Below are 16,493 nucleotides of genomic sequence, written 5' to 3'. Positions count from 1 at the left end.
GAACAGTTTTTAAGTTTATTTGGTTAATAAGTAAGAGCCTTTTGCAAACCCCTAATTGCAAAAGGTTTTTTCTTTTTTATGAGTTTTTAGTATCGATGAATTGTAGGAGAATCATTTTAACGTATTTATTTGCCTTCTAATCATCAGAGGTATGTTTGACATCGATTTCTAAAGGCTTTCAAGGAATAAGAGTCCTATCTTTGAAGTGTAAGTAAGTAGTAAGTATTGCACTATGTAAGTTTTCAATTTTAGTGTTAAGAACAATTTTTAAGTTTATTTGGTTAATAAGTAAGAGCCTTTTGCAAACCCCTAATTGCAAAAGGCTTTTCCTTTTTTTACAGTCACGTTTTTTTGAAGTTATCATTATAAAACAGTTTAACGTATTTTAATGGTTTTTAATCTTGTTTATTAGTGGTTTACGTCGATTTATAACAGATTTCGATAAAGAAGTATAGTATATTTGAAGTGTAAGAAAGAAGTAAATATTAAAATATATAAGTTTTCAGTTTTTTCATTATTTGAATATTCCTTCTAGTCTAAGTGAAGGATTTTAGATTTATTTGATTGGTTAATAGGAGCCTTTTGTAACCCCAATTACAAAAGGCTTTTTCATTTTTAAAGAGGTTTATTATAGAAAATGAAGAGTATTGCAGTTTAACGGTTTTACAGGTTTATTTATCTTGTTTATTAGTGTTTTACATCGATTTTTAGCAACGGGGAATAAACAAGAGTTATATCTTTAGAGTGTAAGAAAGAAGTAGATATTAAGATATATAAGTTTTCAGTTTTTTTCATTATTTGAATATTCCTTCTAATCTAAATGAAGGATTTTTAGATTTATTTGATTGGTTAATAAGAGCCTTTTGCAAATCTCAATTGCAAAAGGCTTTTTCTTTTTTTTACAGTTTGCTGAAAAAGAACAATGAAACAAAAACAGCTTAACGATATTACTTGTGTGTTTGTCCTGTTTATAGCGGTTTTACATCGATTTCTAAAGGTTTTCAAAGAATAAGAGCGCTATCTTTGAAGTGTAAGTAAGTAGTAAATATTACAATATGTAAGTTTTTAGTTTTTCATTATAGAAAACGCCCTTCTACATAAAGTGAAGGTTTTTTAGATTTATTTGGTTGATTAATGAAGCCTTTTGTAACCCCAAATTGCAAAAGGCTTTTTTAATGAAAATAATTGAGACAAAACTGACATTTTTTAAAGTATAAAAACAACTCGTCTATTCATAATTGTATTTTGTCTATAGTTAAATAGATCGCACCGATATTTCAAAGAATATTTTAGAAAAGCGAATTACTTTTGAAGTGTAAATAAGTTTTTTAGAACAGTTTTTAAAATTAGATAGAAGTTTCCCAATCTATAAAATTATAGATAACAATATATAAGATTTTATTTTTCATTACTTGAAAAACCCGCTTCTACTCAGAAGCAATTAGATTTATTTGGTTGATAGAATCCTCTTACTCTCAAAAGTAGGAGGATTCTTATTTTAAAGCACTTGAACCAAAGTACCACTTTAGTGTAATACCGATATTTGTAAACTTAAATCCGGCAACTGTAGCAGATGCAATATTGGTGTGCTGACCGAATACATGTAATAAAAAACGTGAAGAAAATTTATAACCTAATTTAGATTGAAGTCTGTATGTGAACTGGCTATCATTATCATCTATAAACTGTAAACCCGTAGCTCCATTAATCCAATAAAACCAATTTTTAGGTTTTACTATATTTTCATCTTTTAAAAGTTCTAAGAAAATTTCTGTGTTTTGAAACTTTTCTGGACTAAAATATATTGCTGGAACTTGTTGAGCGAAAGTGATGTATTGATAATTAAAACCACCTTTTAAAACGGGAGAAGATATAAAGTTATAATACAATGAAGTAAAAAATAAATTACGCTGATTTCCATCGCTTAACTGCGTTAAAAAATACTGATTGAACCAACCAAAATTGAAATTCGTATTAATATTATAGTTGATATAATAGTTGTCATTTACGATTTGTCTATTTAATAAATCAGCATTAAAATTTTCAAGTTGTTTACTGAAACCTATTTCTACATTGTGAAGATTCAAAGGTTTTATTTGAAAAGCTATGTTAGTAGAAAACTGATTATAACTAATGTTTTGAGAACTAACTTTGTTCATACCGAAACTAGAAACGAATTTTACTCGCGGAATTAATAAATAATTTAAACCACCACTAAAATTTATTGCACTTGTAGATACTCCAGTATTTTGATTTTCGGTGTCTCTTAAATTCAATCCACCAGTTAAAGTTAATCTAGCATTTATAGGGAATTCAATTTTTGTATCGGAATTGTAAGATACGTTATCTCCACTATCAAAACTATAATTGAAGGTTTGTTTTAGATGAGGTGTAAATTGTAAGAATAATTTTTCTTGTAATCCTAAAGCATCTTTCTGACCAGGGAAAACTTCTAGAGTTTGTTTAATTGCTGCTAAAGATTTTTTGTATTCACTATTAGCAAAATATGCATTTGCTATTCCTAAGTTTCCATCAAATGAAGAAAGGTCTTTATCTAAAATCTTCTGATAATTACCAATACTTCCACCAATATTACCTCTGTAAATTTGTAACGATGCATTTAAAGCGTGAATCCAATTGCGTTCACCATATGCGTCATATAATTTCTGAATTACATTTTTAGCTTTAATATTTTTCTTATTCCATATTAATGCCTGAACATATCTTTCTTTAGTGCGTTCTGTAAGTGAACTTTCTTCAATATTAGGTAATTTAGTTATAGCGTTTTCGGCTAACTGTAAGGCTTTTTGATCTTTCTTTTCTAAATGTGCAATTAAACTTAAACCATTAAAAGAAACTATTGAATCTTGTAAAGTTACTCTATTTTTGAGGTAATTGTTTTTTGCAGATTCATAATCTTTTTTTGCAAGAAAAATATTGGTTTGCAGTTGTGTAGTTTCCTTATCATTTTTAAAATATTCTAAATTTTTATCAAGAATAGCCAACGCACCATCATAATTTTCATTTTTGAATAATTTATCAGCTAAACCTAGCCGAATATATTTTCTAGAAATCATTGCATTCGGATTTTTAACTGATACTTCCAATGCTTTATTAACATAAATAAGTGCGTTATCGTAATCTTTAAGATTCGATAAAGTATTTGCATATCCTAAGAGCGCATTAAAGCTTTTAGCATCTTCTTTTAATAAACCTTCGTAATAATCTTTAGCAGTTGTGTATTTCTTTCCCCAAAGCAGAGATTCTGCATAGTTTAATTTTACTTCAAAATCTTTAGGATACGTTTTCAAAAGTTCATTGAATAAACCTGTGGCTTCATGGGTACTTCCGGTTAAACCCAAAGCTCTTCCATAACAAACTTTTGCAGTTTTATTATTGGGTTCCTTTTTTAGTACGTTTTCAAAAAAAGTTTTAGCATTTTTAAAATCACCAGTTTCAAGCATTTTAAAGCCTTTGTTCATATCAATTTGAGCACTGATGAAATAGAAATTTAAGCAAATGAATAGTAATGCGAGGGACATTTTTTCTTTCATATAATAAGTGTGATTACAATTAAGCAGTATCTAAATATACTTTATATTTTACTAAAGCATATCAGTCAGTCTAAAAAAAATAGAAATTTTAAGTTTTTTTTATGTATTTTAGGAATGCCGTAAATACATGAAATTGAAATTACTACCCCCGAAATCAATTCGTCCAGAACAAATATTTATGCTTAGTGCATTGTTTGTGAACGCTGGTAATTACTTATACAATTTAGTTGTAGGAAGAATGCTAGGACCAACAGCTTTTGCTGATGCTGCCATACTAATTACTTTTTTACTTGTACTTTCTTTTATTGCAATGACTTTTCAGCTCGTAACTGCAAAATACACTGTGATTTTTGATGATGAAGTTGAAAAAAGTTTTGTAAAATACGTAACTAAAAGAACCTTAATAGCAGGAGTAATATTAGGAATTATAATTGTACTATGCTCTAAATATTTACAGCAAACCTTTAATACAAGTACTTCGTTAATGTTTTCTGTTTTTGGAATTGGAGTACCTATTTATTTTCTAATGAGTGTAAATAGAGGTGTATTTCAAGGGAAGAAAAAGTTTGTAGATTTATCTATTACATATCAAGGTGAAATGATTAGTAGATTGGTAGTTACAATACTATTATTGTACTTCGTAACAAATGCTGAATCATCTGTATTAATAGCAATTGGAATATTAATTTCTTTGTTGTTTAGCTTATTTCCATTCACATTAAAAAGTACTATTAGAACGGATTTTAAGCTAAATGATTCGCAAAAGAAATTAGTAATAAAGTTTTTTATACTCACAGCATTTTATGAGTGTACGCAGATCATAATTAATAATAGCGATATATTATTAGTTAAACATTATTTCGATAATTATAACGCAGGTTTATATGCTTCTTTAGCTCTAATTGGTAGAGTGGTTTATTTTGTTGCTTGGATGTTTGTAATGTTATTATTACCGGCTGTAGTGAACAAAGAAAAGGAAGGTTTACCTCACGGATCAATATTATTGAAATATGTAGGATATATAACATTATTGTCGTTTACTATCGTATTAGGAAGTTTTTTATTTCCTGAGTTTGTGGTTAATGTTTTATTTGGGGAAGCATATGTTTCTATTGCGCCTCTTTTATGGAAATATGCTTTGGCCACTTCTATTTTTGCAATTTCTAATGTATTTGCATATTACTTTTTATCGATAGATCAGTATATACCAGTAGTCATTACTGGAGTTTTAGGAATAACTCAAGTACTTCTGATTATTTACTTTCATGAAAGTTTAGAACAAGTTGTTGTAGTACAAATAATAGCGATGCTAATTTTACTTATAGTACAATTGTTCTTTTTCTTTTTTAAAACATTCAAAAAACAAGTTGCTTAACGATACTAATTTACATTTGAACTGCATTTTAGTATTTGTTGTCGAAACCAATTGTTTTTTAATGAATTAAAGTAGAAATTTAAGTACCACTTAATATATTTAAATTATGAAATTAGCTATAGTTACCGCATTTCCCCCGAGTAAAGTAACACTAAATGAGTATGGTTATCATTTAGTAAAACAGTTTAGACTAAACGGTAGGGTAGATGAGTTGGTATTATTAACAGATGAGGTTGTTACAGAAAAAGATGTAGTTTTTGAAGAAGAAGGATGTAAAATAACCATCAAAAATTGTTGGAAATTTAATAGTTATAAAAATATGATAACTGTTAACAAAGCTTTGAATGAAACAAAACCAGATGCTGTATTATTCAATTTACAGTTTTTAAAATTTGGAGATAAAAAAATACCAGCAGCATTAGGTTTAATGTTACCGTATTTATGTAAAATTAAAAGATTACCAACTATAGTATTATTGCATAATATTTTAGAGCAAGTAGATTTAAATAGTGCAGGTATCACAAAAAATAGATTACTTCAAAAAGCATATAATTTAATAGGTTCTATATTAACTCGTTTTTTATTGAAGGCTGATTATGTAGCTTTAACAATTCAAAAATTTGTAGATACTTTAAAGAATAAATACAAAACAGATAAAGCTGTTTTAATACCACACGGAACTTTTGAAATGCCACCCGAACCAGATTTTAATCTACCAGAAGGGCCAAAAAAAGTAATGGCTTTCGGTAAGTTCGGAACGTATAAAAGGGTAGAGGTCATGATTGAAGCTGTTGAAAGAGTGAGAGAATTAACCGATGAGAATCTAGAAATTGTAGTTGCAGGAACTGATAGTCCAAATACACCAGGTTACATTGAAGAAATGAAACAAAAATATGCTCATGTTCCAGGGTTGCATTTTACCGGTTATGTTGCTGAGGAAGATGTACCAGTTATTTTTGGAGAAAGTACAGTTGTGGTATTTCCATATACATCAACAACAGGAAGTTCTGGGGTTTTACATCAGGCAGGAAGTTATGGGAAAGCTGTAATTATGCCTAATCTAGGTGATTTAACAGATTTAATTCAAGATGAAGGATATAGAGGAGAATTCTTCCAGCCAGAAGATGTTGAATCTTTAGCAACAGCAATAAAAAATGTAGTAACAAACGATGATTATAGATTAGAATTAGCAAAAGCTAATTATAAAGCTGCTGCTTCATTACCTATGTCAGAAATTGCCGAAATGTATTTAGATTATTTCGATAAAATAGCACAGAAAAAAACAGTTGTAAAACATGCTTAATCTTTTTTGGGAGCGATAAATTCGTAAGAAGGTTTTTTGTCCCCATCCTTATCAATAAACCCAAAGTGTTTTTGCTTGTTTCTTTTCCAAGGTAGTTTACCAGCTACAGCAGAAGGAATATTTTTAAAATCATAAAGGGTCCAAGACAAATGCGAAACATTATACTTAGTAAAATGGTTTTGCATTTTTTTATGATATGTTGCTTGAGAATTTTTAGAATCACCTGTAAATAAGTTCCAAATACTTTTATAGGAAGGAACTCCGTATTCCTCAACTAATATTGGTTTTTTGGTTACTTCTTTTAAATCACTAAGATCATTTTCAAAATTATCATTAAAATGATGAAAGGCAACAATATCAACAATATCTGTTAAGTTTTTCGCTGCTTTAAAGTTAGACCATCCCACGGTTATTAAATGATTTTTATCGTACTTTTTAATTTCCTTAGCCATGTATTCTAACCATTTTAAAACATTTTGTTTTCCTCTGTTTTTAAAATCTAAGTCAGGTTCATTTTTAATATCCCAAGCAATAATAGTTGTATCATCTTTAAACCTAGAAACGATAGTTTCTGCGTGACGATGTGTTAATGTCCAGTCTTGTACAGCATAATCACCATAAAAATCAAATAAAGTAACAATCACTTTTAAATTATGCGCTTTAGCAATATTAATGGTAGTTTCTAACTTCTTTAATTTTTCATCAATTACGTTTGCTTTTCCAAAATCTTCATACTGAACAAAAATTCGTATCGTATTTAAATTTAATTGCTGAATAAGTTTAAAATCTTCTTGAATAACTTCTGGATCGAATTTTTTTCCAAACATATCCCAAGGAGTTTCTTGCGGATAGTAATTAATACCTTTCATTTTAAAAGGTTTTTGGGCTAAAAAGATAGTGTCGTTTTTTGTAGTTGCATAACCGTTATTTGTAGGTTCATCAGGGTTAGGATTATTAGATTCTTTTACCAAATGTCGTATTCTCCAAAAGCCATCTTCTAAAAGCATCATTACTTCATAAGTAGAAGCCAGTTCAGTTTCAAAAACAAATTTTCCATCTTTAAAAACACGCTGGTATTCTAAAACTTTTTGATCTGTAAAAGTTACTAGTTGACCATCAGCACTGTAAAAGTTCAATTTTGGTTTGTGTTCTAAAGTAGTAGTTTCAACAGAAACCTTATTTTCTTTATTGTATTTTATGGTATTAAGAAGATTTTTTTGAACACTGTCGGTATAGTAATCTTTAACTCCATAAGGATTATTTTCTCGATATGCTATATTTTTAATATGCCATGCATTTAAATAATCTTTTTGAATTTCTTTCAATGTTTGTTCTTCCATCGGACGCCCAGGGTTTTCTAAAGAAGTCCATTCTATTCGAGGAAGATATACATCTACACTTTCTATAGGTAAATGTAAAATTGAAGCTCGATCTGCACCAGTATTCAAAAAGTTGAATACAATACTAATTCCGTACATACATATTGAACTCAGGAAAACAAAAAGAAAAACGAGAAGAATTTTGTGTCTTTTTTTGGTAGTCATATTAATTTTTTAATTCTTTTTGGTTAAACTTTTTAGTTACACCACCAGCTTTTAAAACAAAATTATAGATGTCGTTTCTATAATAATCTGGGTGTAAATAAAAATTAGCATAACCTTTACGAGTGGGAACTTCTTTTATATCTATAATTGAATCGTTTCTAACGATATTTAGTTTTGTGTAAAATCCATCAGGAATAAGTTGATTCATAAAACTTTTAATGGGACCAATTCTAATTTTTCTATTATTAGAAGAAAATTCAGTTGTAAAATCATCAAAAAGTTTTTTAAACCTTGTAGTTATGGTATCACTTTCAGCCATTCCGTCTACATAAGCGAAGGTTTTCCATGTTTCTTCTTTTTCAGGATGAAGCATTTTGCCTGTAGCAATTCCATTAATAGTATTTCCGTAGGTAGTAAGATAAGTCCCGTCAGAATTTTTTATAACAAAAATTACATGAGTACCGTCGCAAACAATATTTTTAAATTGATCTCTAATAATTGAGGTTTTAAAACTTGCAATTTGATTTCCATCAGCAAAATCGTGAAAACGAGTAGCAGTGATATTAAAATCTACGGCATTGTTAGGATACACTTCTGTAGTAATTTCTTTAGAAGGTGTGCCTTTACATTCTGAATTCACCAAAAATCTACCTGATTTTTCATAAGAGAAAATGGTTTTCCAAGTCGTTAAGTTTTTAATTTCTTCATCAGAAGTAACAATTCTACTTTCAAATTGATGGTTGATTGTAACTTTAGTATCATCAAGTAATGGATTGTCAAATTGGTCGGCCGGACAAACAGTAAGCATAAAGTAATCTACACCACCAGCAACAATACTTGGCGGACCAGCATAAGATTCCATAACAACTTTCTGATTTGCAGGAATTATATAAATATCATCTGTTAGTAAGGTTTTGTCATTATGAATAACCTTCCAAGTTAATGCGCCTCTTTTATACGACATGTGTTGAGGTATTGTAAATGAAAAAGTATTATTATTAATTTCTGGATTTAATATAGTTGTACTGTATGAATTTGTGCAATACAATGCAATATCGTTTATCGTAGAAGTAAATTGTAATACCAAAGGCACATCTGCACTAGATTGTTTTACAGGAGTTAACAAGGTAACTTTTACAGCCTCTTCGTTATTTATGCCTTTAAATGAAGAGAAAATAAATACCAACAGTAATTGTAATATGATATGTTTCTGTTTGATTATCATTAATTAGGATTACCAATATAATTATCTGTTTCTACTTTAATGTATTTAAAATTAGTTCCATCAACACGAATAAGATTATTTCTTAAATGTGAGTGCTTTCTATCAGGAACTATTTTTCGAGCTATTTCTTTATTAGGCAAACCATTAACAAAACAATATTCTAATTCATCATAAATTACTTTCAAACTATCAATTTTAACTGGAGTAAAATTGAAGTTTTGACGACGTTGTTGTCTCACACTTTCTTGTAAATATGTATGATCTACCCAAATTAATTCTTTCTTTTCGTTATAATACGATGTGAGTAATTGTGTAATGGTTGCTTCTTCTGGTCCTGTATTAAAAAGACTTCCGTATATCTTATTGTTTTCAACTTGTAAGTTATTCAAACTTATTTTTTTGTATAAATCTGTTTTAGCAACATTACCTTCACAGTGTAAATTGAAAAGCGTAGGTTGTTCTTCAAATTCTGTAGGTGTAAATTCATCAGGATTAAAAATCTTTGGTATAGAGTCTTTGGTTTTAGACCATGCAATTCCTTCAAAATCTATTCTAAAATTAGAAGCTTCCTTTGGCATTAATTTATGCTTTACATGATGTTTTGCGTTAAATTGAGCAAGAAGTTTATAAGAGTCATTATATAAAGTCGCTTTTATAACTACATCAGCAGGCACATTATCAACATTCTGAATCGTACCAATAACAGCATAACTTTTTCCTTTTTTTACTAGCCTAGCTTGAAGCACTTCTAAAACAGGTTGCTTTAAAACATCTTCATGTAAAGTTTGTTGTGTTGTAACTCTTCGTCTACCGTGATTAAAGTAAGAAGTTTTATTAGTGATCATTAATTGATCTGGAGGAAGATCTGTATTCGGTTTAGGGATTTTAACAAACCATTTTCCATTTCTTTTAATTACTTCAAAAAAGTGTTCTACATCTATTTTTTCTAACGGAGTAACCCATTTGGTGTTTACTAAAGCTTTAGCTCTATTTTTAGTTCTATCTTTTATTTCTACTTGAATATCATTCAGTTTTGCATAAGAACTTAATAACCCATCATTAACTGCGATTTCTAGCATGTATTGATCTAATTCAATTTTACTTTCTGGATCAACAAAGGAATGTGCTTGTTGGAATCGTTTAAAATCTAATGCGTCGAAATAAGCTTTTACAACACTTTTTGGAGAAATTTGGGTCTTATTTTCTACATAGAAATGATACATTCCAAAACAAATAACTCCGATAACAAATATTCCCCAAACAATAGATAACTTCAGAATAAACTTAGAGAACTTTTTATATTTTATCTTGAAATTTAGATAATCTGAACGTTCTTGTCTACCTATTTTTAAAACTCTAACGGCAATAGATTGAATATTTACAAGAAGCAATGTTAAAATCACTGTGGAAAAAGGAATGATTCCCCACATTACTTTTTGAAATTTAGGAACATCTTCTTTAGGTAAAATTGTTGATAATGGCGGAACACCTAAACGTTCCCAAACCATAATTCCGTTTTCTAATTGACGTAATCGTTGCCATCCAGTAAAGTATAGTATAGGATCATAAAATTTATCGTTTGAAAAGATGTATTTTAAATTATACTTTTCAGGAACGGTTAAAAACTGTTGTAAAGATCCGAGTCCTTCGATTCCTCTAAACTTAGAGTTTTCCAAACGTTCTACAGCTCTGGTAGTAAGTTCAGGAAGTCTTCTTGCTGAATGATAATTTCCATCTACACTCATGGCATCAGTTTGCGCTCCTAACCAAGCAATTTGATCTCCAAATCCTAATGTTAAATATCGCCAATGATCATGCTGATCTTGACTTAAGAAATTTAAAATAGGAAGCATCTTTATTTTCTGAGGTTGAAGCGGACGAAAATATCCTAAACTAACAGTGAAAATAGACATGAATAAAATTGCTGAAGCTAATATTCCTCCTACAATTCGATGATTAACGGCACCAAAAGTGTTTTGATATAATTGTTTTAAATCTGTTTCTATAAAACGATATGCAAATTCTCCAAAAATTGGAACAGACATTATGGAGGCCCAAAGTGTAAAACGGTCTAATGTTAAAATATTGAAAGCATTATCACCCAATAGCATTTTAGGTATTGGTGTTGTTCCACCTGTTCCTAAAATAGTAAGCATGGTAATTGATAATCCAAAGAAAATATAACGCTTGTGGTAATATCTATAAAATATATATGGAAATAAGAAAACTAAAACTCCCCAAGGAATTAAGAAAAATACCAATCCAGAGGAAGTTACCTCTAAGAAATTGTCTCGTGATCCATGCGGAATAGGAACTTGTGTAATCGGATTTTTCTTTGTGTTTATCCAATATGGTAAAATACATACAATAATTAAGAACAAAGAAGTAAATCCAAACATCAGCATTCTTTTAAATAATTTAATGAATACTTGTATGAATATTTTTACGTTGACCTTTTTTAAACTACCGGCTTCTTCAGCAGCATAATCCATAATTACAGTACCTATTAAAGGGAAAATAAAGAATACCATTCCAAAAATAGGAGTTACATGATGAGAAGTAACAGTTACAGAAATTAAAGCAATAGCTTTAAAGAAATATTTATACTGACCTTTTTTTAGCCACAAATAAATTTCAGGTAAAGAGTGCATTAAAACAGAAATTCCGACAATACTTGGTAATTGCCCAAAAACGTGAAGTGTTTCTGCAAAGCAGGAAGAAAAAACGGCTAAAATAGCAGCATATCCAGCAACTTTTCTATTCCCTGTCATCAATAAGGAAAAACGATATGTTCCTGTAATAAATAAGAGTATCGCAATTATGGCAACAGTGAACAATCCGAATTTGAGTCCTCCAATATAAGAGAAAAAACCAATGGATTGATGAACTAACGGTGGATATCCCATAACTGTGAAACCAGTATACCAGCTGTAATTCCACGGCTCAAACCAACTGTTAGCATAATGATCTGCAAAGAATAAATGAATTAAAGCATCATACGTGTATTCAATAGTAAAGAATATACATGTGGTGTGGTATGCGATACCAATTAAAATTGCAGAGATTAAATATTTGTTGGTCTTCTTACTCAAATAATTTTTTTGATTAAATATACAATAAAGGTTAGCTCTTTTGAAATAGCATTCGTCGAATAAAAAACGTTATTGATCTAAAAATAAATTAAATGTCAGACTTTTACAAGTATAATTGTTATATTGTAATAACTTAATTCTTGAGTTATTGTTAACCAAAAACAAATAAAATAAGATGAAAATTGTAACCATTGACGATCAAACTCTAGTCTTGTTATCTGTCGAAAAGAAACTCTCAGATTTAGGCTATGAAGTTTACACTGCAAAGACAGGTCAAGGTGGAGTTGAGCTTATTGATAAAATTAATCCAGATTTAGTTATTGTCGACATCAACTTAAGACATATGTCTGGATTAGATATAGCAAAATATGTGAAAAATTCCCCCGATTTAAACAGCAAAGTCATGATTTTGTCTGGAGAAACCCAAGAAGAAACCATAATTAAAGGTTTTAGCTTAGGAATCGATGACTTCATGAAAAAGCCAGTGTCTCTTAATGAGATTGTTGCCAGGGTCAAAAAACTAATCGGAGACCCACAAGAAAAAAAGCAAAGTTCGCACTCAAGTAACGGATTAGTAAGAGAAAAATGTATTGGAGTTGTAATTCCTTGTTACAACGAAGAAGATCGATTACTTAGTGATGAGTTTACCAAATTCGTTTACGAAAATTTAGGTTATCATTTATGTTTTGTAAATGATGGAAGTACCGATAATACTTTACAGGTATTAAATAAATTAAGCGAAGGTAAAGAAGACTATATAAGCGTATACAATTGTGCTAAAAATGGAGGTAAAGCCGAAGCCGTAAGGCAAGGGGTTTTACATTTAGCAAAAAATGTAGAAATTGATTACATAGGTTTTTTAGATGCAGATTTATCTACAGACTTTAAAGATTTCGATGATCTAGTAAAAACTATCGAAAATTCAAATTATAAAATCGTAAGTGGTTCTAGAATTACTAGAATGGGGGCTAACATAAATAAACAGTCTACAAGACAATTAATAAGTATGACTATTAATTATGTTATCCAAAAGATTTTAGGTATGAAGTTTAAAGATACTCAATGTGGAGCTAAAATTATAGATAAAGACGTTATACCATTATTGTTTGAGAAAAAGTTCATCACTAGATGGCTTTTCGATGTAGAAATGTTTTTAAGATTAAAGAAGAAATATGGCGAAGAAACGAAGCAGTTAATTTGTGAGCAACCATTAAAGAGATGGGTGCATGCAGATGGTTCTAAGTTGTCCATGAGAGATTCTTTAAAAATAGCATTTCAGCTAACAAGAATTGCAGCACATTACAGATAATCAGTAATTTAATTTTTTTGTTTCTATTTTTAATTGTATATTGAACTCGGAAAGATTATTCATGCACGTCGGGGATATAGAAGGTGAGTTTATTTATTAACCATCACAACACTATCGCGTATGAAAATAGTTACTTTTGATCATAATAAATTGATCTTATTGTCGCTTAAAAAAAAGCTATCTGAAATTGGATACAATGTTGAAATTGCTAGAACAAGTGAACAAGCTATACAGCTAATTAAAGAAACAAATCCAGATTTAGTTACTCTAGATATTAGTGCATCAGATTATTCAGGATTAGACATTTTGAAGTATTTAAAGGAATCACATTCCAATGCTAAAATTGTCATGATATCTGAAGAGAATGATAGTATTGATATTGTAGATTTATTTGAATATGGTATTGATGACTTTATTAAAAAACCAGCAACTCTTAGTGAAATAGTTTTACGTATCAATAGAATTATCGGTACTTGTCCAATTCCTGATGAAGTATTATTCGATGGAGAAACAAGTATGGTTCGTGAAAAATCTATTGGAGTAGTTATACCTTGTTATAATGAAGAAAGTAGGTTGTCTGAATCAGAATTCAGAAGATTTGTTAGAACTAACATTGGTTATCATTTATGTTTTGTAAATGATGGAAGCTCAGATAATACTCTTAGAGAACTAGAAGAGATTAGTAGAGGTAGAGAAGATTACATAAGTGTTTTAAATTGCGAAAAAAACGGAGGAAAGGCAGAAGCAGTACGTTTAGGGATGCTGCATCTAGCAAAAAATAAAGATCTAAATTTTGATTACATAGGCTTTTTAGACGCAGATTTATCTACAGATTTATATGATTTTGACGATCTACTAAAAACAATAAACACAACAAATTATAAAATTGTTAGTGGTTCTAGAATCGAAAGAATGGGAGCTAATATTACGAAACAATCAGCTCGAAAGCTTATTAGTTTAACTATTAATTTTATTATCCAGCAAATTTTGGGAATGAAATTCAAGGATACTCAATGCGGAGCTAAGATTATAGATAAGGATTTAATTCCGTTACTATTCGGAAAGAAATTCATTACTAGATGGCTATTTGATGTAGAAATCTTCCTAAGAATGAAGAATAAATATGGAGATGTAGCTAAAGAATTGATATGTGAACAACCACTTAGAAGATGGATTCATGCAGATGGTTCTAAACTATCCATGAGAGACTCATTAAGTATAGGTTTCCAATTAACGAGAATTGCAACACATTATAGATAAAAAAAAGCTCCAATTTGGAGCTTTTTTTATTTTTGTCTGAACCAGTAAGCAGTTCTTCCTAATAAAGAGAAACCAATGTATCCTCTAATTTTTAGTTTGTCTGCTTCTTCTAATTTGATAAAACATTTGTATGTTTTTCCGTTTTTAGGATCTAAAATTTTACCACCAGACCACTCATCACCATCTTTTTTCAAACCAGTTAAAATGTTCATTCCTAAAATTGGTTTATTTTTATTTTTACCACTGCACTTATCACAAACAGCAGTTTGTCTTTCAGGATCAGTGATTTCTACGATCTTAGCATAAGCTTTACCGTCTTTTTCGTATACTTCAATAACACTATCAACTTTACCAGTTTCGTCATCTCTATTTTCCCATTTCCCAAAAATGCTTTGTGCACTTATTGAAGTTGAAACTGCAACTAATAAAAATGTAAAAATTAATTTTCTCATGTGTATTTAATATTTAATTTGTTCTAAAGCAAAAATTGTCATTTTTAGTTTTGATTAAAATGACAAATGTTAATTAATAATATTGAGCATCGAAATTATCGTGCCATTTTTCTTGTACGCGCATTATTTGTTCAATAACATCTCTTGCGCAACCTTCACCACCTTTTTTATCAGAAATATAAACAGATATTGTTTGCAATTCTCTAACAGCGTCACTTGGGCAACAAGGTATTCCTACTTTTTCCATAACAGGTAAATCAGGAATATCATCTCCCATGTATAAAACGTTTTCAGGTTTTAAATCATATTTTTTAACCAACTCTTCGTATTGATTAACTTTAGTATGTGCGCCTAAATAAATATCTGTAATACCTAATCCTTCTAAACGAGAACGAACTCCTTCGTTTTTTCCGCCAGAAATAATACACACTCTATATCCAGCTTTTACAGCTGCTTTAAGAGCGTAACCATCTTTAATATTCATTTGGCGAACTAATTCTCCATTAGGAAAAACAGTAACAATACCATTAGTTAAAACACCATCAACATCAAAAATAAAGGTGTTAACATCGTTAAAAAGTTCTTTATAGCTTTTATCCATTTTGGATTGATTTTGTTATAAGTTGATAAATTTCTTTTTGATTTGAATCTAACAAATCGATATGTCTTTCTATTGTTTTTTGATCATTTCTTTTAGCTGGACCCGTTTGTGCTGAATCTGGATTTACATGTTCTATTTTTGAAGCAGTTTCTTGTATTAAAGAATATAAAACTTCAAAAGGAACATCATAAGCTTCGCAAATATCATTCCCAATTTTGTACATATGGTTTACAAAGTTATTTACAAATACTGCTGCCACATGTAATTTACTTCTTTGGTCTGAGGTAATTCTGTATATCTTATTAGAAATAGTTGCTGCTAATTTTTCTAATAAAATGAAATCATTTTCATTTTCAGCTTCTAAACAAAACGGAATATGAGTAAAATCTACTTCTTTACTTTTAGAAAAACTCTGTAGCGGGTAAAAAATCCCTTTATTACCATCATTTTTAAGTGCATTTATAGAAACACTTCCTGAAGTATGGACAACGAATTTGTTTTTCGGAAATAAAGAAGAAACGTTTTGAATAGCATCATCTGATACAGCTATAATATATACGTCAGCATCAGAAAGTAAATTCAAATTATCGGTAATAGAAACATGTTGTTGAAAATCAGCGATTGAATTTATGTTTCGAGCATAAATTTGTTTTAAATCAACTTTATCGCAAGCTAAAAAAGCATGAGACAAATGATACGCAACATTACCACCACCAATAATAACAACAGAAATCATATAGGCGAAGATATTGAATTTATTTGAAGCTATGGAAAGCAT

General features: G+C 29.6%; 11 protein-coding genes. 4 read left to right on the top strand and 7 right to left on the bottom strand.

Annotated features, from left to right (window positions below; all coding sequences use genetic code 11):
- Window positions 1-1,493: 1,493 nt before the first annotated feature.
- On the bottom strand, window positions 1,494-3,482 hold the full coding sequence (locus tag Q1A15_RS20350; RefSeq protein ID WP_299628195.1) for a tetratricopeptide repeat protein: 1,989 nt from the start codon (window positions 3,480-3,482) through the stop codon (window positions 1,494-1,496).
- Between the two features lie 250 nt (window positions 3,483-3,732).
- Here Q1A15_RS20350 and Q1A15_RS20345 point away from each other — a divergent pair, with 250 nt between their 5' ends.
- Together Q1A15_RS20345 and Q1A15_RS20340 are read left to right on the top strand one after the other, a co-directional pair.
- Window positions 3,733-4,929, top strand: coding sequence for an oligosaccharide flippase family protein (locus tag Q1A15_RS20345; protein WP_299628202.1), 1,197 nt, complete (start codon window positions 3,733-3,735; stop codon window positions 4,927-4,929).
- Between the two features lie 106 nt (window positions 4,930-5,035).
- Window positions 5,036-6,232 (top strand): glycosyltransferase, encoded by a 1,197-nt coding sequence (locus tag Q1A15_RS20340; RefSeq protein WP_299628193.1) that lies wholly within the window; start codon window positions 5,036-5,038, stop codon window positions 6,230-6,232.
- On the opposite strand, the gene Q1A15_RS20335 is transcribed toward Q1A15_RS20340, so the two are convergent.
- From Q1A15_RS20335 to Q1A15_RS20325, 3 genes are all read right to left on the bottom strand, one after another.
- Entirely contained in the window at window positions 6,229-7,710 is a 1,482-nt protein-coding gene (locus Q1A15_RS20335) for a glycoside hydrolase family 2 TIM barrel-domain containing protein (protein ID WP_299628191.1), read from the bottom strand. The genes Q1A15_RS20340 and Q1A15_RS20335 overlap by 4 nt on opposite strands.
- Window positions 7,711-7,777: 67 nt before the next feature.
- Window positions 7,778-9,001, bottom strand: coding sequence for a hypothetical protein (locus tag Q1A15_RS20330; RefSeq protein WP_299628189.1), 1,224 nt, complete (start codon window positions 8,999-9,001; stop codon window positions 7,778-7,780).
- Window positions 9,001-12,093: a hypothetical protein gene (locus Q1A15_RS20325; RefSeq protein ID WP_299628187.1), complete on the bottom strand. Its 3,093-nt coding sequence runs from the start codon at window positions 12,091-12,093 to the stop codon at window positions 9,001-9,003. Before Q1A15_RS20325 ends, Q1A15_RS20330 begins: the two co-directional genes overlap by 1 nt.
- A gap of 175 nt (window positions 12,094-12,268) precedes the next feature.
- On the opposite strand from Q1A15_RS20325, the gene Q1A15_RS20320 reads away from it, so the two are divergent.
- On the top strand, window positions 12,269-13,402 hold the full coding sequence (locus Q1A15_RS20320) for a response regulator (RefSeq protein ID WP_299628185.1): 1,134 nt from the start codon (window positions 12,269-12,271) through the stop codon (window positions 13,400-13,402).
- 120 nt (window positions 13,403-13,522) lie between these two features.
- Window positions 13,523-14,662: a response regulator gene (locus tag Q1A15_RS20315; protein WP_299628183.1), complete on the top strand. Its 1,140-nt coding sequence runs from the start codon at window positions 13,523-13,525 to the stop codon at window positions 14,660-14,662.
- Window positions 14,663-14,688: 26 nt separating this feature from the next.
- On the opposite strand, the gene Q1A15_RS20310 is transcribed toward Q1A15_RS20315, so the two are convergent.
- The 3 genes from Q1A15_RS20310 to Q1A15_RS20300 form a co-directional block, all read right to left on the bottom strand.
- Entirely contained in the window at window positions 14,689-15,114 is a 426-nt protein-coding gene (locus Q1A15_RS20310) for a DUF2147 domain-containing protein (protein WP_299628181.1), read from the bottom strand.
- 73 nt (window positions 15,115-15,187) lie between these two features.
- The gene (locus Q1A15_RS20305; RefSeq protein ID WP_299628179.1) at window positions 15,188-15,715 is read right to left on the bottom strand and encodes an HAD family hydrolase; all 528 of its coding nucleotides are present in this window, start codon (window positions 15,713-15,715) and stop codon (window positions 15,188-15,190) included.
- Window positions 15,708-16,451, bottom strand: a complete 744-nt coding sequence (locus Q1A15_RS20300; RefSeq protein ID WP_299628200.1) for a Rossmann-like and DUF2520 domain-containing protein — start codon at window positions 16,449-16,451, stop codon at window positions 15,708-15,710. The genes Q1A15_RS20305 and Q1A15_RS20300 overlap by 8 nt, the downstream gene beginning before the upstream one ends.
- Between the last annotated feature and the right edge of the window lie 42 nt (window positions 16,452-16,493).

The organism is uncultured Tenacibaculum sp. (assembly GCF_947495995.1).
Taxonomy (GTDB): Bacteria; Bacteroidota; Bacteroidia; order Flavobacteriales; family Flavobacteriaceae; genus Polaribacter.
Note: the sequence above shows the minus strand (reverse complement) of the source record. Positions and strands in the feature narration are given on the sequence as shown.